At 73.6% G+C, this 21,077-nt stretch carries 19 protein-coding genes and 2 tRNA genes; 8 read left to right on the top strand and 13 right to left on the bottom strand.

Translation table 11 applies throughout. From position 1 onward, the window contains the following. Positions 1-144 precede the first annotated feature (144 nt). Together ACLJT4_RS27435 and ACLJT4_RS27430 are read right to left on the bottom strand one after the other, a co-directional pair. Positions 145-217, bottom strand: a tRNA-Asn gene (locus ACLJT4_RS27435). 5 nt (positions 218-222) lie between these two features. Continuing rightward, positions 223-295: transfer RNA gene (locus tag ACLJT4_RS27430), tRNA-Asn, on the bottom strand. 215 nt (positions 296-510) lie between these two features. Between ACLJT4_RS27430 and ACLJT4_RS27425 the strand changes: the two genes are divergently transcribed. Both ACLJT4_RS27425 and ACLJT4_RS27420 read left to right on the top strand, forming a co-directional pair. Beyond that, positions 511-810 carry a YtxH domain-containing protein gene (locus ACLJT4_RS27425; RefSeq protein ID WP_411126139.1) on the top strand — a complete coding sequence of 100 codons (300 nt, stop codon included), beginning with the start codon at positions 511-513 and terminating at the stop codon, positions 808-810. Positions 811-877: 67 nt separating this feature from the next. Beyond that, the gene (locus tag ACLJT4_RS27420; protein ID WP_411126137.1) at positions 878-2,332 is read left to right on the top strand and encodes an FGGY family carbohydrate kinase; all 1,455 of its coding nucleotides are present in this window, start codon (positions 878-880) and stop codon (positions 2,330-2,332) included. 16 nt (positions 2,333-2,348) lie between these two features. Here the strand turns inward: ACLJT4_RS27420 and ACLJT4_RS27415 are convergent, their stop codons facing one another. From ACLJT4_RS27415 to ACLJT4_RS27390, 6 genes are all read right to left on the bottom strand, one after another. After that, a complete protein-coding gene (locus ACLJT4_RS27415) occupies positions 2,349-3,521 on the bottom strand; it encodes an RNA polymerase sigma factor (RefSeq protein WP_411126135.1) in 1,173 nt (390 codons plus the stop codon). A gap of 310 nt (positions 3,522-3,831) precedes the next feature. After that, a complete protein-coding gene (gene dnaG, locus ACLJT4_RS27410) occupies positions 3,832-5,748 on the bottom strand; it encodes a DNA primase (RefSeq protein WP_411126133.1) in 1,917 nt (638 codons plus the stop codon). Positions 5,749-5,825: 77 nt separating this feature from the next. Further along, a complete protein-coding gene (locus tag ACLJT4_RS27405) occupies positions 5,826-6,845 on the bottom strand; it encodes a threo-3-hydroxy-L-aspartate ammonia-lyase (RefSeq protein ID WP_411126131.1) in 1,020 nt (339 codons plus the stop codon). 9 nt (positions 6,846-6,854) lie between these two features. Then, positions 6,855-8,117 (bottom strand): NAD(P)/FAD-dependent oxidoreductase, encoded by a 1,263-nt coding sequence (locus ACLJT4_RS27400; protein WP_411126129.1) that lies wholly within the window; start codon positions 8,115-8,117, stop codon positions 6,855-6,857. A gap of 224 nt (positions 8,118-8,341) precedes the next feature. Continuing rightward, positions 8,342-9,709 (bottom strand): deoxyguanosinetriphosphate triphosphohydrolase, encoded by a 1,368-nt coding sequence (locus ACLJT4_RS27395; RefSeq protein ID WP_233661662.1) that lies wholly within the window; start codon positions 9,707-9,709, stop codon positions 8,342-8,344. Next, entirely contained in the window at positions 9,706-10,665 is a 960-nt protein-coding gene (locus tag ACLJT4_RS27390) for a sirohydrochlorin chelatase (protein WP_411126126.1), read from the bottom strand. Before ACLJT4_RS27390 ends, ACLJT4_RS27395 begins: the two co-directional genes overlap by 4 nt. Positions 10,666-10,826: 161 nt before the next feature. On the opposite strand from ACLJT4_RS27390, the gene ACLJT4_RS27385 reads away from it, so the two are divergent. Then, the gene (locus ACLJT4_RS27385) at positions 10,827-12,989 is read left to right on the top strand and encodes a molybdopterin oxidoreductase family protein (protein WP_411126124.1); all 2,163 of its coding nucleotides are present in this window, start codon (positions 10,827-10,829) and stop codon (positions 12,987-12,989) included. An 18-nt stretch (positions 12,990-13,007) separates the two neighbouring features. Here the strand turns inward: ACLJT4_RS27385 and ACLJT4_RS27380 are convergent, their stop codons facing one another. Then, complete coding sequence (locus tag ACLJT4_RS27380) at positions 13,008-14,018, bottom strand: adenosine deaminase (protein WP_411126122.1); 1,011 nt, start codon at positions 14,016-14,018, stop codon at positions 13,008-13,010. Between the two features lie 109 nt (positions 14,019-14,127). Then, positions 14,128-14,583 carry a gamma-glutamylcyclotransferase family protein gene (locus tag ACLJT4_RS27375; protein ID WP_411126120.1) on the bottom strand — a complete coding sequence of 152 codons (456 nt, stop codon included), beginning with the start codon at positions 14,581-14,583 and terminating at the stop codon, positions 14,128-14,130. Between the two features lie 232 nt (positions 14,584-14,815). Here ACLJT4_RS27375 and ACLJT4_RS27370 point away from each other — a divergent pair, with 232 nt between their 5' ends. Then, entirely contained in the window at positions 14,816-15,508 is a 693-nt protein-coding gene (locus tag ACLJT4_RS27370; protein WP_411126266.1) for a vancomycin high temperature exclusion protein, read from the top strand. Positions 15,509-15,547: 39 nt separating this feature from the next. On the opposite strand, the gene ACLJT4_RS27365 is transcribed toward ACLJT4_RS27370, so the two are convergent. After that, positions 15,548-16,795: a trypsin-like serine peptidase gene (locus ACLJT4_RS27365; protein ID WP_411126118.1), complete on the bottom strand. Its 1,248-nt coding sequence runs from the start codon at positions 16,793-16,795 to the stop codon at positions 15,548-15,550. 1 nt (position 16,796) lies between these two features. Next, entirely contained in the window at positions 16,797-17,168 is a 372-nt protein-coding gene (gene cutA / locus ACLJT4_RS27360; protein WP_411126116.1) for a divalent-cation tolerance protein CutA, read from the bottom strand. A 310-nt stretch (positions 17,169-17,478) separates the two neighbouring features. On the opposite strand from cutA, the gene ACLJT4_RS27355 reads away from it, so the two are divergent. Both ACLJT4_RS27355 and ACLJT4_RS27350 read left to right on the top strand, forming a co-directional pair. After that, positions 17,479-17,844, top strand: coding sequence for a hypothetical protein (locus tag ACLJT4_RS27355; protein ID WP_016570963.1), 366 nt, complete (start codon positions 17,479-17,481; stop codon positions 17,842-17,844). Positions 17,845-18,253: 409 nt separating this feature from the next. Next, on the top strand, positions 18,254-19,051 hold the full coding sequence (locus tag ACLJT4_RS27350) for a class I SAM-dependent methyltransferase (protein ID WP_411126114.1): 798 nt from the start codon (positions 18,254-18,256) through the stop codon (positions 19,049-19,051). Positions 19,052-19,081: 30 nt separating this feature from the next. Here the strand turns inward: ACLJT4_RS27350 and ACLJT4_RS27345 are convergent, their stop codons facing one another. Next, positions 19,082-19,870: a sulfite exporter TauE/SafE family protein gene (locus ACLJT4_RS27345; RefSeq protein WP_411126112.1), complete on the bottom strand. Its 789-nt coding sequence runs from the start codon at positions 19,868-19,870 to the stop codon at positions 19,082-19,084. A 117-nt stretch (positions 19,871-19,987) separates the two neighbouring features. Between ACLJT4_RS27345 and ACLJT4_RS27340 the strand changes: the two genes are divergently transcribed. Both ACLJT4_RS27340 and ACLJT4_RS27335 read left to right on the top strand, forming a co-directional pair. Beyond that, positions 19,988-20,380: an AraC family transcriptional regulator gene (locus ACLJT4_RS27340; RefSeq protein ID WP_351470911.1), complete on the top strand. Its 393-nt coding sequence runs from the start codon at positions 19,988-19,990 to the stop codon at positions 20,378-20,380. Between the two features lie 138 nt (positions 20,381-20,518). Next, a complete protein-coding gene (locus ACLJT4_RS27335) occupies positions 20,519-20,929 on the top strand; it encodes a VOC family protein (protein ID WP_016575190.1) in 411 nt (136 codons plus the stop codon). Positions 20,930-21,077: the final 148 nt, after the last annotated feature.

Below are 21,077 nucleotides of genomic sequence, written 5' to 3'. Positions count from 1 at the left end.
TGCCGCAGCATAGCCGCTCATACGATCTGCTGCCCGTGCGGGCTGCCGTCGGGCGACCTTGCACGCCCAAGAGGACTTCGATCACCGGGGATTCGGTTCCCGGGCACAAGAAAAAGGACCCCTTTCGGGGTCCTCGTTCTCTTGCTCCCCCGACTGGACTCGAACCAGTAACCCTCCGGTTAACAGCCGAATGCTCTGCCAATTGAGCTACAGGGGATTGAGCTCCCCCGACTGGACTCGAACCAGTAACCTGCCGGTTAACAGCCGGCTGCTCTGCCAATTGAGCTACAGGGGATTGATCTGCTTGCCTCGAATGCATCGCTGTCCGGGGCTCCGGACGGCGTGCGCTCGCTGCGACACATACATTAGCGCAAGCAGGGGGGTGCTCCGCCAATCGGTATCGCCGGAGGTCGCCGCGGGCGGCCCGGGTGCCGGTGGGCAGGTGCCCAGCCCGGCGTCCGGTGCCGGCCGGCACCGGACGGGATCGAGCGGCAAGGGAAAGGTGGAGCGATGCGCTACCGGCTCACGTTCATCGCGGGACTGGCGGTGGGATATGTGCTCGGCACCCGGGCCGGGCGGGAGCGGTACGAGCAGCTCCGCAAGAGCGCCCAGCGGATCGCGCAGAACCCGGCGGTCCGCAACACCGCCGAGTCGGCCGCGCTGACCGGGCGGCAGGCCGCGTCGAAGGCGTTCGTGACGGTGTCGACGAAGGTCGAGGGGCGGCTGCCCGCGCCGGTCGCGGAGCGGGTGCGGTCGTTGCGGGAGCAGCGGACGGCCGACGACGACGAGTGGGGCACCAGCAATACGTGAGGTCGGGGCCCCGGTGGGCAAACCCTGACTCTTTCCCTATGGGGCTCATGGGGCATCATCTGGGGCCATGGGGATAGTCGCCGGGTTGGACAGTTCGTCCGAGAGCACACGGATCGTGGTCTGCGACGCGGACACGGGTGCCGTGATCAGGCAGGGGTACGCGCCGCACCCCGTCGAGAAGGGGCCTGAGGTCGATCCGCAGGCGTGGCTGATGTCACTCGGCGAGGCCGCGGGGAACGGACTGCTGGAGGGCGTGCAGGCCATCGGGGTCGCGGCGCAGCAGAACGGGTTGGTGCCGCTGGACGCCGAGGGTGCTCCGGTGCGGCCGGCGCTGGTGGGCAACGACAAGCGGGCGCAGAGTGCGGCCGCGGACCTGGTGGACGCGCTGGGCGGGCGGATGGCCTGGGCGCAGGCCGTGGGGTCGGTGCCGCAGGCGCAGCACCCGGTGACGAAGATGCGGTGGCTGGCGCGTGCCGAGGCGGCGAACGCGGCCCGGATCGTCGAGGTCATGACGCCGCACGACTGGCTGGCCTGGCAGTTGCTGGGCCGGCCGGCGCGGCGGACCACGGACCGGGGCGGGGCCTCGGCGACGGGCTACTGGTCGGCGGCGAGCGGTGCGTACCGGTCGGATCTGGTGGAGCTGGCGCTGGGGCACCAGGTGCGGCTGCCGGAGGTGCTGGGCCCGTCGGGGACGGCGGGTTTCACGCCGGAGGGGCTGCTGATCTCGGCCGGGACCGGCGAGACCATGGCCGCGGCCTTCGGGCTGGGCGTGGGTGTCGGCGACGCGGTGGTGTCGCTGGGCGCCTCGGGGTCGGTGTTCGCCGTCCACGAGGAGGCGCTGGCGGACCCGACCGGGACGATCACGTCGCTCGCGGACGCGACCGGGCGGCACCTGCCGGTGGTGCACACCACCAATGCGGTGCGGGTGCTGCGCGGTGCCGCGGAGATGTTGGGGACGGATCTGGCGGGGCTGTCGGAGTTGGCGTTGGCGTCGTCGCCGGGTGCCTACGGGATGGTGATGCTGCCGTATCTGGAGGGGGAGCGGACGCCGCATCTGCCGCACACGGCCGGGTCGTTGCACGGGATGCGGCGGGAGAGCATGAAGCCCGAGCACGTGGCGCGGGCGGCCGTGGAGGGCATGCTGTGCGGGCTCGCGGACGCGTTGGACGTGTTGCGGGGCCGGGGGGTGGCGGTGCGCCGGGTGTTCCTGCTGGGTGCGGCGGCGGAGCTGGGTGCGGTGCAGGCGGCCGCGCCGGGGCTGTTCGGGGCGCAGGTGGTGGTGCCGCAGCCGGCGGAGTACGCGGCGCTGGGCGCGGCCCGGCAGGCGGCGTGGGCGTGGCAGGTGGCGCACGGCACGGCCGCGGACGGCGGTGGGGGGTACCGGGAGCCGCCGCAGTGGCCGGCGGCGGCGAGCCAGGTCTTCGAGCCCGGTGAGGAGCTGCCGGTGTGGCAGGCCGTGCGGCAGCAGTTCACGGCGGTGCGGGACGAGGTCCATCCGGGGGCGTTCCAGCGGGAGGGCTGAGCGGCGGGCCGTCGGGTCAGTCGAGGTAGCCGCGGAGCTGGTCGGCGAAGGCGTGGTCGCGGAGTTTGCCGAGGGTCTTGGACTCGATCTGGCGGATGCGTTCGCGGGTGACGCCGAAGATCCGGCCGATCTCCTCCAGGGTGCGGGGGCGGCCGTCGGCGAGGCCGTAGCGGAGTTGGACGACCTTGCGTTCGCGTTCGCCGAGGGTGGAGAGGACCGCGTCGAGGTGTTCGCGGAGGAGGAGGAAGGCCGCGGATTCGACGGGTGAGGCGGCGTCGCCGTCCTCGATGAGGTCGCCGAGGGCGACGTCCTCCTCCTCGCCGACGGGGGCGTGCAGGGAGACCGGTTCCTGGGCCAGCCGCAGGACGTCGGTGACGCGTTCCGGGGTGAGGCCGAGGTGGGCTGCGACGTCGTCGGGGGTGGGTTCGCAGCCGCGTTCCTGGAGCAGGCGGCGTTGGACGCGGACGACGCGGTTGATGAGTTCGACGACGTGGACGGGGACGCGGATGGTGCGGGCCTGGTCGGCGAGGGCGCGGGACATGGCTTGGCGGATCCACCAGGTCGCGTAAGTGGAGAACTTGTAGCCGCGGGCGTAGTCGAATTTCTCGACGGCGCGGATCAGGCCGAGGTTGCCCTCCTGGACGAGGTCGAGCATGGTCAGGCCGCGGCCCACGTAGCGTTTGGCGACGGAGACGACCAGGCGCAGGTTGGACTCGATGAGGCGGCGTTTGGCGATCCGGCCGCGGACCACCAACGTGTCGAGGTCGTGGGCGAGTTGGGAGTCGAGGTCGGGGGTGCGGGTGAGTTTCTCCTCGGCGAAGAGGCCGGCTTCGACGCGGCGGGCCAGGTCGACTTCGTCGGCGGCGGTGAGGAGGGGGATCCGGCCGATCTCGCGGAGGTACTGGCGGAAGAGGTCGGAGGAGGGGCCGCCGGTGTCGGCGGGGGGTGCGGGGTCGGGGGCTTCCGTGGTGTCGGGGGGTTCCGGGGTGTCGGGGGCGTCGGCGGTGGGCGTGGCGTCCGGTGGGGTGGCGGGTCCGGGCGGTTCCGGGGGCTGCTGCGCGGCGAGGAGTTCGACGGCGGGGGGTTCGGCCTGCTGCGGCACGGTGACCGGGGTGGCGTGCAGTCCGGTATCGGGTGGGGCGGCCGGTGCGCCACCGGCAGGTGCGGCGGAGAGGGTCCGGGTCTGCACGGGGGCGACCTCCAGGGTGATCGCGGCTGGGGCGGCACGAGGACCGGGGCGGAGGCGGCCGGGCCGCCTCGGTCGCCCCGCGTCGCGAGCGGCTGCGCGGGGGCGCACGGCCCGTACGACGGCGCGTGCGGCCGGATGCGCCGCGCTCCGGGACTTACGGCACCGCTCTTCAGTGTGGAGTACGACACATGTCCGCCACGAGGGGCGTGCGGGCACTTTTTGAGTCCGTTCCGTGACCGCATGGCTACCGGGAGGTGCCGGTGGAGGGCGGCGGGGGCCCTGGGGCGGGTGGGGCGGTCGGGCGGGGTGGTTAGAGGGCGGCGGCGCCGCGTTCGCGGAGGGACTGGCCGTACTGCTGGAGGACCCAGAGTTCGTTCTGGACGGCGGTGAGTTGCTCGGGGTCGGCGCGGGGGCCGAGGCGTTGGAGGGTGCCGCGGATCTCCATGACGCGCTGGTTGACGGCGGCGAGGCGGACGGCGACGAGTTGCACGCCGGCGTAGACCTCGTCGGGGTCGCGGCGGATGTGGAGGGGTTCCACGGCCAGCTCGGTGACCATCGCGCGGACGGTGTCGTCGGGGGCGGCGTCGCGCACCCGGGCGAGGTAGTCGCCGTCGGCGGAGCCGGTGGTGGCGCCGCCGGCCTCCTCGATGCACTGGCGGACGACGGCGTACGGGGGTGCGGTGAATTCGTCGGCCCCGTAGGCGTCGAAGGCCGGGGAGACCAGGTCGGGGCGTTGGAGGGCGAGCTTGAGGAGTTCCCGTTCGACGCGGTGGGCGGGGCTGCGGAGGTTGAGGGCGGGGCCGCCGGCGCCGGGCGCGGGGCGCTGCGGCTCGGCGGCGGAGGGTGCCTCGCGGCGCTGCGGGCGGCCTTGGCCGGGGCCGCCGTCGCGGCCGCGCTCGCGGGCCCAGCGGGCGAGTTGGGAGACCCGGCGGACGACGAACTGGGTGTCGAGGATGCCGAGGATGCCGGCGAGTTGGACGGCGGACTCGTGCTGGATGGCGCTGTTCTTGATGCGGGCGACGATGGGGGCGGCCTCGTCGAGGGCGGCGGCCCGGCCGACGGGGGTGTCGAGGTTGTGCCGGGAGACGACGTGGCGGAGGGCGAACTCGAAGAGCGGAGTGCGGGATTCGACGAGGTCGGCGACGGCCTGGTCGCCCTTGGCGAGGCGGAGGTCGCAGGGGTCCATGCCGCCGGGGGTGATGGCGATGGAGGTCTCGGCGGCGAACTTCTGGTCGTCCTCGAAGGCGCGCAGGGCGGCCTTCTGGCCGGCGGCGTCGCCGTCGAAGGTGAAGACCACTTCGGAGCCGGAGTTGTCCATCAGCAGCCGGCGGAGGATCTTGATGTGGCCCTCGCCGAAGGCGGTGCCGCAGGTGGCGATGGCGGTGGTGATGCCGGCGAGGTGGCAGGCCATGACGTCGGTGTAGCCCTCGACGACCACCGCGCGGTTGGTCTTGGCGATCTCCTTCTTGGCGAGGTCGATGCCGTAGAGGACCTGGGACTTGCGGTAGAGGGGGGTCTCGGGGGTGTTGAGGTACTTGGGGCCGTTGTCGTCGTCGCGGAGCTTGCGGGCGCCGAAGCCGACGACCTCGCCGGAGATGTCGCGGATGGGCCACATCAGGCGGCCGCGGAAGCGGTCGATGGGGCCGCGGCGGCCTTCTTGGGAGAGGCCGGAGAGGATCAGTTCCTTGTCGCTGAAGCCGCGGCCGCGCAGGAAGCGGGTGAGGTGGTCCCAGCCGGCGGGGCTGTAGCCGATGCTGAAGTGCCCGGCGGCGTCCTGGTCGAAGCCGCGGTCGGCGAGGAAGGTGCGGGCGATGACGGCCTCGGGGCTCTCCAGCTGCTCGGTGTAGTACTGGGCGGCGGCCTTGTGGGCCTCGACGAGGCGGGTGCGCTCGCCCTGCTGGCGGCCGGGGGTGTAGCCGCCCTCCTCGTAGCGGAGGGTGATGCCGGCCTGGGCGGCGAGGCGCTCGATGGTCTCGGCGAAGGAGAGGTGGTCGATCTTCATGACGAAGTCGACGGTGTCGCCGCCCTCCTGGCAGCCGAAGCAGTGGTAGAGCCCCTTGGCGGGGCTCACGTGGAAGGACGGGGACTTCTCGTCGTGGAAGGGGCACAGGCCCTTGAGGTTGCCGCCGCCGGCGTTGCGGAGCTGGAGGTACTCGGACACGACGGCGTCGATCGGGACCGCGTCCCGTACCGCCTTCACATCGTCATCGTTGATCCTGCCTGCCACGGGTGAATTCTACGGTGGGGGTCGGACAGTTCCCGTCGGGTGCCGGTCGGCCGGGGCCGGTCGGGGTGCGGGGCGGGTCAGCCGAGGAGTTCCCGGAAGCGGTCCGGGGCGATGTTGCCGCCGGAGACGATCACGCCGGTGCGGGCCGGGGGGTGCTCCAGGTGGCCGGCGAGGAGCGCGGCGAGGGCGGTGGCGCCGCTGGGCTCGACGACGATCTTGAGGCGTTCGAAGGCGAAGGCCATGGCGGTGCGGATCTCGTCGTCGGTGACCAGGAGCACGGAGTCGACGAGCCGCCGGTTGATCGCGAAGGTCAGTTCGCCGGGGGTTTCGGTGGCCTGGCCGTCGGCGATGGTGCGCGGCACGGGGACGGCGACGCGGTGGCCGGCGGCCAGGGAGCGGCGGGTGTCGTCGCCGGCGGCCGGTTCGACGCCGATCATGCGGATGCCGGGTGCCAGGGCGGTGGCGGCGGTGGCGACGCCGGCCATCAGCCCGCCGCCGCCGACGGGCACCAGGAGCGCGTCGATCGGGCCGGTCTCGTCGAGGAGCTCCAGGGCGGTGGTGCCCTGGCCGGCGATGACGTGCGGGTGGTCGTACGGGGGGATGAGCGTCAGGCCCCGTTCCTCGGCGATCCGGCGGCCGAGGGCGACGCGGTCCTCGGTGTAGCGGTCGTAGGTGATGATCTCGGCGCCGTAGCCGGCGGTGGCGTCCCTCTTGGAGCGCGGGGCGTCCGTGGGCATGACGATGACGGCGCGGGTGCCGCGTTCGCGGGCGGCGAGGGCGACTGCCTGGGCGTGGTTGCCGGAGGAGTAGGCGACGACGCCGCTCGCGCGTTCCTCGGGGGTGAGGCGGGAGAGGGCGTGGTAGGCGCCGCGGAACTTGAAGGCGCCGGCCCGCTGGAAGTTCTCGCACTTGAGGAACGCCTGGGTGCCGGTGCGCGCGTCGAGGGTGCGGGAGCGCAGCACCGGGGTGCGGTGGGCGGCGCCGGCCAGTCGGCGGGCGGCTTCCCGGACGTCGTCGAGGGTGACGTCCGGGGTGCCGCTGGCGTCGGGGTCGGCGCCGCCGGTGGAGCGGTTGGTGCTCGTGGGACCAGAGGTCATACGGGCACGCTACGGGAGCAGCGAGGTCAGTGGAACGGTGGGATCGGCCAGCTTCTCGGGGTCCAACGGGGTGCCGGAGCGGATCAGTTGCTGGACGTCTCCGGCGACGTCCCAGACGTTGACGTTCATGCCGGCCAGGACGCGTCCCTCGTGGAGCCAGAAGGCGATGAACTCCCGCTTGCCGACGTCGCCGCGGCAGACGACCTGGTCGTAGGAGCCGGGCGGGGCGTAGCCGGAGTACTCCATGCCGAGGTCGTACTGGTCGGAGAAGAAGTACGGGACGCGGTCGTAGCTGATGTCCTGGCCGAGCATGGCGCGGGCGGCGGCGGGGCCGCCGTTGAGGGCGTTGGCCCAGTGCTCGACGCGCAGCCGGGTGTCGAGCAGGGGGTGGTCGGCGGCGGCGACGTCGCCGGCGGCGTGGATGAACGGGTCGGAGGTGCGCAGGGCCGCGTCGACGGCGACGCCACCGCCGTCGGCGCGGTCGACGACGTCGAGGCCGGCCTGTTCGGCGAGGGCGGTGCGGGGGGCCGCGCCGATGGCGGCGAGGACGTCGTGGGCGGGGTGTTCCTCGCCGTCGTCGGTGCGGACCGACACGACCATGCCGTCCTGGCCGACGATCTCGGTGAGGCGGGCGCCGAAGTGGAAGCGGACGCCGTGTTCGGCGTGCAGGTCGGTGAAGAGGGCGCCGAGTTCGGGGCCGAGGATGCCGTGCAGGGGGGTCGGCTCGGGCTCGATGATGGTGACCTCGGCGCCGTAGGAGCGGGCGGCGGCGGCCACTTCGAGGCCGATCCAGCCGGCGCCGGCGATGACCAGGTGGCCGTTCTCTCGGCCCAGGGAGGCGAGGACGCCGCGCAGGCGTTCGGCGTGGGCGAGGCGGCGGAGGTGGTGCACGCCGGCGAGTCCGGTGCCGGGGACGTCCAGGCGGCGGGGTTCGGCTCCGGTGGCGAGCAGCAGCTTGTCGTAGGCGATGAGGGTGCCGTCGCCCAGGCGGACGGTGCGGGCCGCGGGGTCCAGGTGGACGGCGGGCTGGCCCAGGTGGAGCTCGATGCGGGCCTGGGCGTAGAAGGCGGGTTCGTGGACGAAGACGCTGTCCCGTTCTTCCTTGCCGAGCAGGTACCCCTTGGAGAGCGGGGGGCGCTCGTAGGGGTGGTCACGTTCGTCACAGATGAGGATCACCCGGCCGGTGAACCCTTCCGCGCGGAGCGTCTCCGCGGCCTTCGCCCCGGCCAGGCCACCCCCGACGATGACGAACGTCTGGTGCGTGTCGACCACTTGCTTCCTCCTCGTTGCGGTGCCGTACGTCCGCGTCCGCGTCCGTGAACGCCCCCGTTGGTTCCCCCGGTGCTGCCCCGTTGTCGCTGCCCCTCGTTTCCTCCTGGCTCCCTTGATGCGTTCGACGGTGTTCGGGTTCCCGTGCGTCGGTGCGGGGACGAGCGTCCCGCACGGAGCGTGAGGGGGGAAGAGGGGCCGCCCCCCAAGGGTCACCCTGGGTTGCCCTAACCGTTACCAGGGGGACGTGTGAGGCGGGCGTGAAGAGTACGCGCCGAGGCGTCGGTGAGTGCGGCGATCTGGTCGATGACGGCCCGCATCCGGGCGCTGTCGTCGGGGGCCGCGTCGAAGAGCGAACGGAACTGCGGGTCAAGGCCGTCGGGGGCGCGGGCGAGGAGCGCCTCCGCCAGTTCGGCGATCACCACGCGCTGGTCGGCGCGGAGCGCTTCCTGGTCGGGACGCTGGATGACGTAACGGTCGGCGACGGCCTTGAGAACGGCGCATTCCAGGCGGGTTTCGGCCGGAACCACCAGCTCCGCCGCGTAGCGGGTGAGCCGGGTACCGCCTCCCCCGGGGCCCGGGCGGTACGGAGGGTGCCCCCACCGCGCCCGGGTGGCCTCCTCGGCGGCCTGGCAGAAGCGGCCGATGAGCTGGCTGGTGGCGTCCTTGAGGCGGGCCTGGGCGAGCGCCGAGCCGTCGTAGCCGTGCGGCCACCACTCCTGCTCCAGGAGGCGGTCCAGGGCGGCGGCCAGCTCCGCCTCGCCGGCGCCGGGGGCGTAGCGCTCCGCGGCGACCGCGAAGATCTCGGCGCGCTCGGGGTCGGCGAGCAGGACGTTGGGGTCCAGGTGGCCGGCGTGCAGCCCGTCCTCGACGTCGTGGACGGAGTAGGCGACGTCGTCGGACCAGTCCATGACCTGCGCCTCGAAGCTGCGCCCGGCGGACGGGGCGCCCTGCCGGAACCACGCGAAGACCGGCAGGTCGTCGGCGTAGACGCCGAATTTCGGGAGGGTGGGTCCGTCGGGGTGGGCGCCGCGCGGCCACGGGTACTTGGTGGCGGCGTCCAGGGCGGCGCGGGTGAGGTTGAGGCCGACACTGACCGGGGCGCCGTCCGGGGACGGCACGAACCGTTTGGGTTCCAAACGGGCCAGCAGGCGCAGCGACTGGGCGTTGCCCTCGAAGCCGCCGCAGGGCGCGGCGACCTCGTTGAGGGCCTGTTCGCCGTTGTGCCCGAAGGGTGGGTGGCCGAGGTCGTGCGCGAGGCAGGCGACCTCGACCAGGTCGGGGTCGCAGCCCAGGGCGGCGCCCAGTTCGCGGCCCACCTGGGCGCACTCCAGGGAGTGCGTCAGCCGGGTGCGCGGGCTGGCGTCCCACGCCTGGGTGGCGCTGCCCGGGGTGACGACCTGGGTCTTGCCGGCGAGTCGGCGCAGTGCGGCGGAGTGCAGGACCCGGGCGCGGTCGCGCTGGAAGGCGGTGCGCCCGGGTCGCTTGTCCGGTTCGGGGACCCAGCGTTCGGTGTCCGCAGCGGTGTAGCCGGGGGGCGCCGCGTGCGGTTCTTGGCCGGGGCTGGGAGGAGTTGCCCGTGTTGTGCCCGTCATACCGCGACGGTAGCCGCCCCGATGTCCTGCGTGCCGGATCCGGTACGCGCGCAGAGCGCCTGGTCGTAGCGGTGCAGGACGAGACGGGCCAGCGCGGGGTGGTCGCCCAGGGGTGCGGCGGCCGGCCCGGGGGCGAGGGCCGCGCACTGGTCGGCGAAGCGGCCGGGGGCGGCGAAGCAGGCGGCGACGGCGATGTCGCGGGGCCGGTGGCCGCGGTCGGTGAGCGTCCGGACGGCCTCGGGGACGGTCGGGGACGCGGCCGAGGCATAGCCGGGCAGGACGGGGACGCCGCCGAGGCGGGCGGAGAGCAGGCGGGCGGTGCGGGCGGTGTCGCGGGCCGAGCGGGCGGCGCGGGAGCCGGCGGCGGCCAGGACGACGGCGGGCCGGTGGCCGTGGTGCGGGCCGGTGGGGAAGCCGGCCTCCAGGAGGCGGTCGTGCAGCGCCTCCACCAGGAGCGCGTCCGGGCCCAAGGGGGTGGCCGTCCGTCCGTTGAGGTGCCCGGCGGCGGCGAGGGCCGCGGGCAGGTCCCGGGTGACGTGGTGGCCGTGGCCGAACAGCAGCGGCACCAGGACCGCCGAGCCGGATGCGGCGGGCGCGTCGCGCAGGGCGGCGAGGGTGTCGGCGAGCAGCGGTTGGTCGAGTTCGAGGTGGCCGAGGTGGACGGGGAGGCCGGGGCGGAGCGCGCGGACGCGGGCCAGGAGGGCCCGGACGGCGGGGGCGGCTCCGGGGTGGCGGCTGCCGTGGGCGACGGCCACCAGGGCGGGCGGCCGGGCCGTGGGGCGGCGGAAGCGGTGCAGGCGGACCGTGCGGAGCCGGCTGCTGAGTTCGGCGGTGATCTCGCAGGCGAGGCCGGCGGCGCCCAGGGGGTCGGCGGGCCGGGGACGCGGGTCGAGGGGCGGTGGGGGCGCGGCGGGGCTCGGTTCCGGGGTGGGGTGGTTCGTGGTCGACGCCGTCATGGGCCGAGCCTGGCAGACGGTCGTTGCGGTGCCGTTTCCCGGCGGGGAACTCCGTGTACCGGGGCGCTGCCGCGGGCCCGCCGGCCGGTGGGAGGACTCCGCCGCGGGCCGGAAACCGCAACGACCCGCCGGCGTAACACGCCCGTTCCACGCTGGCCGGCATGGACACCGTCGCCACGGCCGCCACCGCCACGGTCGAGACCCACTGCCCCTACTGCGCCCTCCAGTGCGGCATGGGGCTCCAGCCCGCCGACGGCCCGGACGGGCCGGCCGTCGAGGTCGTGCCGCGGCCCGCCTTCCCGGTGAACCGGGGCGCGCTGTGCGGCAAGGGGCGGACCGCGGCCGAACTGCTCGCCCCGGGGGCCCGGTTGACCGTCCCGCTGGTGCGCGATCCGGCGACCGGCGTGTTGGTACCGGCCGACTGGGACACCGCCCTGGACCGGGTCGCGGAGGGGCTGCGGCGGACCGGTGCGGCGTACGGTCGGGACGCGGTCGGGGTGTTCGGCGGCGGGGGGTTGACGAACGAGAAGGCGTACGCGCTGGGGAAGTTCGCGCGGGTGGTGCTCGGCACGTCGCAGATCGACTACAACGGCCGGTTCTGCATGTCGTCGGCCGCGGCGGCGCAGGGCCGGGCGTTCGGGTTGGACCGGGGACTGCCGTTCCCGTTGGCCGACGTGGCGCGCACCGGGTGCGTGCTGCTGGTCGGCTCCAACCTGGCGGAGACCATGCCGCCGGCGCTGCGCTACCTGACCGAGCTGAAGGAGAACGGCGGCCGGTTGATCGTCGTCGATCCGCGCCGCACCCGCACCGCCGAGCAGGCGGACCTGCATCTGGCGCCGCGCCCGGGCACGGACCTGGCGCTGGCGCTGGGGCTGCTGCACCTGGTGGTCGCCGAGGGCCGCACCGACGAGGAGTTCGTCGCGGCTCGCACCCGCGGCTGGCCGGCGGCCCGGGCCGCGGCGATGGCGCACTGGCCGGAACTGGTCGAGCGCCTCACGGGGGTGCCGGTGCCGCAACTGCGCGAGGCCGTCGCGCTGTTCTGCGACGCGCCGTCCTCGATGGTGCTGACGGCGCGCGGCCCGGAACAGCAGGCGAAGGGCACCGACACCGTCGGGGCCTGGATCAACCTGTGCCTGGCCACCGGGCGGGCGGGCCGGGAACTGTCCGGCTACGGCTGCCTGACCGGTCAGGGCAACGGTCAGGGCGGCCGGGAACACGGCCAGAAGGCCGACCAGTTGCCCGGTTACCGGCGGCTGGACGATCCGGCGGCCCGCCGCCACGTGGCGGGCGTGTGGGGGGTGGATCCGGACGCGCTCCCCGGGCCGGGCCGCAGCGCGTACGAGTTGCTGGACGCGCTGGGCGGGGACGTCCGGGCGCTGCTGCTGATGGGCTCCAATCCGGTGGTGTCGGCACCGGGCGCCGCCCATGTGGAGGAGCGCATACGGGCGTTGGACTTCCTGGTGGTGGCGGACGTGGTGCGGTCCGAGACGGCGGAGCTGGCGGACGTGGTGCTGCCGGTCGCCCAGTGGGCGGAGGAGACCGGGACGACGACGAACCTGGAGGGCCGGGTGCTGCTGCGCCGCCGGGCCCTGGACCCGCCGCCCGGGGTCCGCACGGACCTGGAGGTGCTCGGTGGGCTCGCGGCCAGGCTGGGGCACCGGACGGGGTTCCCGGCCGACCCGGAGGAGGTCTTCGAGGAGCTGCGGCGGGCGTCGGCGGGCGGCCCGGCGGACTACTCGGGGATCAGCTACGCGCGGATCGCGGCGGAGGACGGGGTGTTCTGGCCGTGCCCCGCACCCCCGACGCGGGCCGCGACGGGGGCGCAGGCGGCCCGCGGGGAGCCGGCCGGGGTCCCGGATCATCCCGGCACGCCCCGGCTGTTCCTGGACCGGTTCGCGACGCCTGACGGCCGGGCCCGGTTCGTGCCCGTCACGCACCGTCCGGCGGACGAGGAGACCGACGCCGGGTATCCGGTGGTGCTGACCACCGGGCGGGTGCTGGCCCAGTACCAGTCGGGCGCGCAGACCCGCCGGGTGACCGCGCTGAACGCCGCCGAGCCCGGCCCCTTCGTCGAGCTCCACCCGCGGCTCGCGGACCGGTTGGGCGTCGCCGACGGCGAACCGGTGGCGGTGGTCTCGCGGCGCGGCCGGGCGGTGGCGCCGGCCCGGGTGAGCCGGGCGATCCGCCCGGACACGGTGTTCATGCCGTTCCACTGGCCGGGCGAGGGCCGGGCCAACAACCTGACCAACCCGGCGCTCGACCCGGTGTCCCGGATGCCGGAGTTCAAGGTGTGCGCCGTCCGGATCGAGCGGCTGGACGGGTAGCGGGGCGCGGCCCGTCGGTCAGCTGGCGTCGAGTTCCTTCAGGTAGGCGGCGCGGGTCTCCTCGTCCAGGAAGGACGCCAGGAAGGAGTTGCGGGCGAGCGTGCGCAGCGTCTCCTCGTCCAGGTCGAGGGCGTCCCGCACGGCGGTGAAGTTGTCGTCGGCGTACCCGCCGAAGTAGGCCGGGTCGTCGGAGTTGATGGTGACCAGCAGCCCGGCGTCCAACATGGCGGGCAGGGGGTGGTCGGCGAGGTCGTCGACGACCCGCAGCCGCACGTTGGACAGCGGGCAGACGGTGAGCGGGATCCGCTCGGCCACCAGGCGGGCCACCAGGCGCTCGTCCTCCATGCAGCGCACCCCGTGGTCGACCCGGTCCACGCCGAGCAGGTCCAGCGCCTCCCAGACGTACGCCGCCGGGCCCTCCTCGCCCGCGTGGGCCACGCACTTGAGACCGGCTTCCCGGGCCAGCGCGAAGACCTCCTGGAACTTCGCCGGCGGGTGGCCGACCTCGGCGGAGTCCAGGCCGACGGCGGTGATCCGGTCCAGGTAGGGGCGGGCCGCCTCGAAGGTCGCCAGGGCCGATTCGGCGCTCTCGTCGCGGAGGAAGCACATGATCAGGCGGGTGGTGATGCCGTACGTCTCCGGTGCGGCGTCCAGCGCCCGGGACAGGCCGTTGACGACCGTGCCGAGGGGGATGCCGCGGGCGGTGTGCGCCTGCGGGTCGAAGAAGATCTCGGCGTGCCGTACGCCCTGCTCCTTGGCGCGGGCCAGGTAGGCGTGCGCCAGGTCCGCGAAGTCGTCCTCGGTGCGCAGCACCTCCATCAGTGCGTAGTACAGGTTCAGGAAGGACTGCAGGTCGGCGAAGGAGTAGGCGCGGCGGAGCTCGTCCTCCGTGGCATAGGGCAGGGTCACGCCGTTGCGCTCGGCGAGCGCGAAGGCCAGGCCGGGCTCCAGGGTGCCCTCGATGTGGAGGTGGAGCTCGGCCTTGGGCAGGGGGCGGCGGGCGGGGGTGCTCGGGGAGTTGGAGGGCACGGGGGTCACACCTGTTCTGCTGTGCTGCGGGACGGGTTGCGGCTCGGGCCGTGCGGGGTGACGCGCCCGGCGTCGGACGGGTCGCCCGTACGGGACGAGTCGTCCGAGGCTATCGGGGGGACCGCGGGGCGGCGCGGCCGGTCCATTGGCCTCCGGTGATCGGGGTGCCGGTGGCCCGTAGGCGGGTGGCGAGGGGGTCGGCCGCCAGGTAGACCCAGGCGCGGACGGCGCGGCCGTCCGCGCAGACCGCCTCGGTGGCCACCCGCTCGTAGAGGTTGCCGGCGCCTGCCGGGGCGCCCGGGCGGTAGCCCTCCAGCAGGTCCAGCACGGCGCGGACGGCGTCGTAGTCGGCGTCGCGGGGGCGGACCAGTGCGCCGTGCACCACGGCGTCGGCGGGCCCCGCGGTGGCGTACGGGTATCCGGGGCCCTCGTAGAGCAGCGCGCCGGCTATCCGGGCCGGTTCCTCGGCGGCGGTGCGGCCGCGCAGGGTGCGGGCGTAGTTGGCCTCGCCGGGACGCAGCGTCCCGTAGACGAAGAACGGCAGGCGCTCGGCCTCAGGGGTCATCGTGGCCCTCCACGGGCGGTGCGGTGCGGCCCGGCGGGCCGTCGGCGACCGCTCCGCAACCGGCTGTGACGTTGCCGACGGCGGCCCGTCCAGTGCAACCATGCCAGCTGGCGGCACGTCGCAGCAGGCGACGTCGACCGGCCCCGATCGGCCGCGCTCGCCGTCGATCGACATCGCGCACGCGGTCGGCGCCGGCGCGGCGCGCGGCGGCACCGGGGAACGGGGGCAGGGCATGCGGGGTCTACGGGCGGCTCGGGGGTGGTTGCGGCGCGTACGGCTGCCGCGGACCCGGCGCGCGCAGCGCCGGACGTTCCAGGTGGTGGTGGCGCTGACGGTGCTCGCGCTGCTGCCGGCGACGTGGCTGAACGCCAGCGCCGGTCCGCGCGTCCGTACGGTCGCCGACGTGCCGGCCGCCCCGGTGGCGGTGGTCTTCGGCGCCGGCCTGTGGAACGGCGAACCGTCGCCGTACCTCGCCCACCGACTGGACGCCGCCGTCCGCCTCTACCGGGACGGCACGGTCCGCGCCGTCCTGGTCACCGGCGACAACAGCCGACACGACTACGACGAGCCGGATGCCATGCGCGGCTATCTGGTGGGGCACGGCGTCCCGGACCGGAAGATCGTCAGCGATTTCGCCGGCTTCGACACCTGGGACTCCTGCACGCGGGCCCACCGCATCTTCGGGGTGGACCGGGCCGTACTGGTCAGCCAGGGTTTCCACATCCGGCGGGCGCTGGCCCTGTGCCACGCGGCCGGGATCGAAGCCTACGGGGTGGGCGTCGCCGCCGATCACGACGTGACCTGGGCATACGGCGGGGTGCGGGAGATCCTCGCGGCCGGCAAGGCCACCGCGGAGGCGGTGCTGCGGCCCGATCCGCACTTCCTCGGCCCCAAGGAGCGGGGCCTGGCGGCGGCGCTCCGTTAGCGCGCCGCCGTCCAGGCCCTTCTCAGGGGCGGATGCGCGCTATGCGTCGTCCGCTGCGTCCGGCACGTCCTCGGAGCCTTGGGAGCTCTGGGAGTCCTGGGAGTCCTGGGAGCTCTGGGAATCCTGCGCGTCCTGGGAGCTCTGGGAGTCCTGGGCCTTGGTGGCGCGGTCGTAGAGGCTGAGGATCTCCTTGCCGAAGTACGGGCTGTAGGAGGTGCGGTCGCTGTGCGGGCCCTGGGGACCGCCGCCGTTCACGCCACCGATGACGCCGATGACCCGACCCGTACGGGTCCGCGGGTCGTAGCCGGCCAGCCAGGGGCTGCCCGAGGTGCCGCCGTAGAACCCGTTGCACTCCATGCGCAGTTGACGGGTGCCGGCCAGCCGTTCCGTCGTGGTGTCGCAGCGCACCGCCCGGTCCTCGGGATCGCTGCGGAGGTTGGGGTAGCCGATGACGCTGACCTGGTTGCGGTAACTGGGCGTGGCCGCCAGGACGTTGCCGCCGGTGACCTCCTCGATGTGCCGACCGGAGTCGTCCGGGGCGACGATGGCGAACGCGAAGTCCAGGTCGGCGCCGGACCCCGAAGTGCCGCGGTCCTCGTACGCGTAGCTGTCCTCGATGGCCCAGACGCCGTAGGGCTGGGAGTCCTGCCCGGACTGGTACTGGGGGACGAACGCGGCGCGCGCTCCCGGGTTGCAGTGCCCGGCGGTGAGGATCAGGTTGCCGTGCGGGCTGTGCACCACGCTGGCGGTGCAGTGGTGCTCGCGGGCCTCTCCGTCGACGGAGAACAGCACCCCGACGGACGGGATCCCGTCGAAGTGCCGGGCGGTCGGGGCGGCTTGGGAGGTCACGGCGGGCTTGCCGGGGGCGCGCTCGGGCGGGGCCGCCTGGGCCATCCGCTGCGGGGTCCAGAACGCCTTGGCGTCCTTGCTGGTCCAGGTGGGGCGGGGGCGGGACTCGTGGTTGACGCTGGACTGCGTGCCGTGGTCTCCGGGGCCCTTGTCGGCCGCGTGGCTCACCGGGGAGGTGGCGAGGCCGAACGCCATACCCAGGACCAGCGTCACGGCCCTCCCCCGGCGCCGCAGCCGGTCGTCGGTGGCCCGCAGCGCGTGCCGCCCCCGGCGCACGGGCGCGGTGTCCGACGGGTGCGCGACATCCGGTGCACCGTCGGCGGCGCGCGCCGCCACCGGCCCCGGCGCCTCATCGGTGCTTCGCGCGTCGTTCGCCCTCCGCACGGCGGTCGCCCGCGCCCCGTGGGCCGTCCGCGACCCGTCAGCTGTCTTCGGCACGTCAGCTCGTCTCCTCTGCGACCCAGGCGAGGTACCCGGCGCCACCGTGGGTGACCGGGGTGGCGATGATCTCCGGGGTGTCGTAGTCGTGCGCGTCGAGGAGGTACGCCTCCAGCGCCGCGTAGCGGGCGCTCGCCGTCTTGAACAGCACCTGCCATTCCTGGTTGGTCTCCACGCCTCCGTTCCAACGGAACACCGACGTCACCGGCGCACTGATCTGGGCGCACGCCGCGAGCCGGCCCTCGATGGCGCCGCGGGCCAGCCGTTCGGCCTTCTGCTCGCTGTCGGTGGTCGTCATCACGGTCAGGAAGCGCGCCGGCACCTCGACGGAGGCGGGGGCGGCGGGGTCGTTCAGGGCGGTGGGGTCGGCCACGGTCACACAGCCTTCGCGGTCGGGGTGGGTGTGGGACTGGCGGGTCGCACGTTTTCGGCTCTCCGGCGCGTCGATCTTTCAATCTTTCGATCAAGGGATCGCCTCGCATCGTACGGATCCCAGTGATCAACTAGCGCACGGCGGGCCGCCCTTTGCCCGCAAGCACCCGGACGTCCCATTGCCTCCGGGTTCGCGTCGTCCGCCGGGGAACGTCCCGGTTGCGCCGTGCGGGGCACGGAGAACGATGGAGGAAGGAACCCCGCCGCCGGTCCCGGCCCGAAGGCCGGCCCGCACCCGAAAGGCGCGCGTCATGGTGAACCTCGAAACCCTCGTCCGCGACCAACTCGACGACGCCAGGGCTTCCGCCCACGGCCGCAGCGCCCACCTCTTCGTCCACGACGGGCCGCTCCGCCAGACCGTGATCGCGCTGCTGGCCGGCACCGCGCTCGACGAACACAACGCGCCGCCGGCGGCCAGCCTGCAGGTGCTGCGCGGCCGGGTCCGGCTGACCGGCCCGGGCGGCGGACAGGAGTTGACCGCGGGTCACGTCGCGGCGATCCCACACGCCCGACACGGCCTCCAGGCACTGGAGGACTCCGTGGTACTCCTGACGGCCGTCACCGAAGTGCGCGAACGGGCCCGGGGCGTCACGGCGGGTGCGGCGGCCCGCACCTGACTGGCCGCCGCGCCGTCCCTTCTCACGCTTTCCTTCTTCACACTTTCGTGCACTTCATATTTTTCTGAAGATTCCATACCCTCGAATCATGAACGCTTCGAACCCGCAAGGTCCGCAGAACTCACAGAGCGCACAGAGCGCACAGAACGCGCAGAACGTGCAAGGTCCACAGAAGCCGCAAAATCCGGAGAGCGGAACGGAACGGTCGCGCCCGACCCCGACCCCGATCACTTCCGCGCACGCCCCGAACTCCCCCGCCCCACCGACCCCACTCACCTCGACGCCCCCACCCACCTCGACGACCGCCTCAACGGCATCGGCATCGGCAACGGCAACGGCAACGGCAACGGCAACCGGCTTATCGTCGGCGCCGCCAGCGCCTCCTGGGCCGGCGGAGCGGCAACACCCCGTGCGGTTCACCGGAGTGAAGGAGACCCTGCTCGCCACGCTCTACGGCCGCGCGCTGGACTGCCGCGCGCGACGGCCGGTGCTCGGCGACACGATGGCCGTCGACGCCGTGCAGCGGATCGACTACGACTTCGCGCGGCTCCGGGTGGGCCCCGGCGCCGGCGGTTCGGTCGCCCTGCGCGCCCGGCAGTTGGACATCTGGACGGCCCGCTTCCTCACCGCGCACCCGGAGGCGACGGTGGTGCACCTGGGGTGCGGCCTGGACACCCGCGTCCACCGCCTGGCCCCCGGCCCCGGAGTTCACTGGTTCGACGTCGACTTCCCCGAGGTCATCGAACTCAGACGGCAGCTCTTCCCCGAGCCGCCGGGATACACCGCCATCGGGTCGTCGGTGGCCGACCCGGCGTGGGTGGCGCGGATCCCCACGGACCGGCCCACGATGATCGTGGCCGAAGGGCTGCTGATGTACCTCACCGAGCAGGACGGCACCGCACTGCTCCGCCGGCTGATGGCCCACGCGCCCGGCGGCGGGCTGGCGTTCGACTTCTTCAGCCGGTTCGCGGTCCGCGCGGCCCGCCTCAACACCGTGATCGCGCGCACCGGATCGACGCTGCACTGGGGCGGCGGGCCCGCGGACGTCGCCCGGCTGCACCCCGGGCTGGAGATCGTCGAGAGCTTCGGCGCCCTGGAGATACCCGACATCGCCCGCTTCCCCGCGCGCTACCGGGCACTGGCCCGCGTCACGAACCTGGTCCCCGGCATCCGGGAGATGTCCCGGCTCTACGACTGCCGCTTCTGACGGGGCGGTTCGCCAGGCGCGTTCCGCCCCTCAGCCGGCGAACCACTGGTCGTAAGCCAGCTTGCAGAGGAGGACGATGACGACGAGGACGAGCACGCCGCGGACGAACCCGGCGCCGCGCTTGAGGGCCATCCGGGCGCCGACCGTGCCGCCGACGAGGTTGAAGAGGGCCAGCAGTCCGCCCAGTTGCCACAGCACCGTGCCCTGGATCGCGAACATCGTCAGGGCCCCGATGTTGGTGCAGACGTTCACGACCTTGGCGGTGGCGGACGAGGTGACCAGGTCCATGTGGAGCACGGCGACGAGCGCGACGACGAGGAACGCCCCGGTGCCGGGCCCGATCAGACCGTCGTAGAAGCCGATGCCCAGACCTGCGATCAGCACGGCAGCCAGCACGCGCTGCCGCGAGACGGGGCCTGAAGCGGCGGTGGTGGTGCCGAAGGCCGGGCGGAAGAGGACGAAGGCGAGCACGCCCAGGAGGACGGCCATGATCAGCGGGCGCAGCACCTCGCTGTTGATGCCCGCCGCGAAGAACGCCCCGCCCAGCGACCCGGCCATCGCGGCGACACCGATGCGCAGGGCGATGCCGACGTCGATCGGCGCCTTGCGGAGGTAGGTGACCGCGGCTGCGGACGTGCCGACGATGGCGGCGGACTTGTTGGTGCCGAGGATGAAGGCGGTGGGCACCTGGGGAAGGCCCACCAGCAGCGCCGGGAGCAGCAGCAACCCACCGCCGCCCACCACGGCGTCGACCCATCCCGCGGCGAGGGCGGCCAGGCAGAGCAGGGCCAGCGTGAACAGCGATATGTCAGGGGGCACCAGGCGATCTTATGGAGGGGCGAGGACGTGGAGGGGCGTACACGCGGGCATGGAGGGACGTACGAGGACGTGGAGGGACGTACGGAGGCGTGGAGGGAGCCGTGATGTGATGACGCCGTGAGTCGCGCTGCCGAAGAGACCAACCGCCGCATGCTCCGGGCGCGGGACGCGATGGACCGCGCCTACGCGCAGCCGTTGGACGTGCCGGCCCTGGCCCGGATCGCCCACGTGTCGGAGGCGCACTTCACGCGGACCTTCCGGGCCACGTTCGGCGAGACGCCGCACCGCTACCTGCAACGGCGCCGGGTGGAGCGGGCCATGTTCCTGCTGCGGGAGACCGATCGCAGCGTGACCGACGTCTGCTTCGAGGTCGGCTTCGGCAGCCCGGGCACGTTCAGCCGCACGTTCCGCGACATCGTCGGGCGGTCGCCGCGGACGTACCGCAAGGAAGCCGTGGCCACGAGCGTGCCGACGTGCTTCACGATGGCGTGGACGCGGCCGAGCGACTGATCGACCGACCGGGCCGGCCGACCCGCCCCCGGACCGGCCCCGGACCGGCCGCCAACTGAAGAGTCCCCGGACTGAGCAGTTCCGGACTGAGCAGTTTTGGATAAGTTTTCGTCGCGGCGGCTCAGTAGCGTGAGGAACATGTTCAACGCCATCACGCAATCGCAGATATACGTCCTGGACCAGGACGAGGCCCTCGACTTCTACGTGGGCAAGCTCGGCCTGGAGGTCGCCGCCGACGTCCCGTTGGGCTTCATGCGCTGGTTGACCGTCAGCGTCCCCGGTCATCCGGAACGCCAGATCCTGCTGGAGAAGCCGGGCGCCCCGGCGATGTCCGAGGAGACCGCGGAGCAGGTCCGCGCATTGGTGACCAAGGGGGCGATGGGCGGGTGGCTCATCTTCACCACGGACGACTGCCGCAAGACCTACGAGACGCTGCTGGGCCGCGGCGTGGAGTTCACCGAGGAGCCCACCGAGCGCCCCTACGGGACCGACTGCGGACTCCGCGACCCCTTCGGCAACCGGATCCGGTTCACCCAGCCGCGGGCCTAGTCAGTCGTTGCGGAGCGGCTCCGGTCCCTCGCGTCTCGCGTCTCACCTCGTGCCGTGAGGATCTCGGTGCGGGGTGAGGGGAGCCTCAAGGGCCAGTGGGCCGCTCTGGAATCGTTGTTGCCGACGTCGCGTTGCCGACGTCGCTACC

Source organism: Streptomyces sp. x-19 (assembly GCF_046549115.1).
In the GTDB taxonomy this organism is placed as follows: Bacteria; Actinomycetota; Actinomycetes; order Streptomycetales; family Streptomycetaceae; genus Streptomyces; species Streptomyces albulus_C.
The sequence above is the reverse complement of the archived record's forward strand: the minus strand, read 5'-3'. Positions and strand labels throughout refer to the sequence as shown.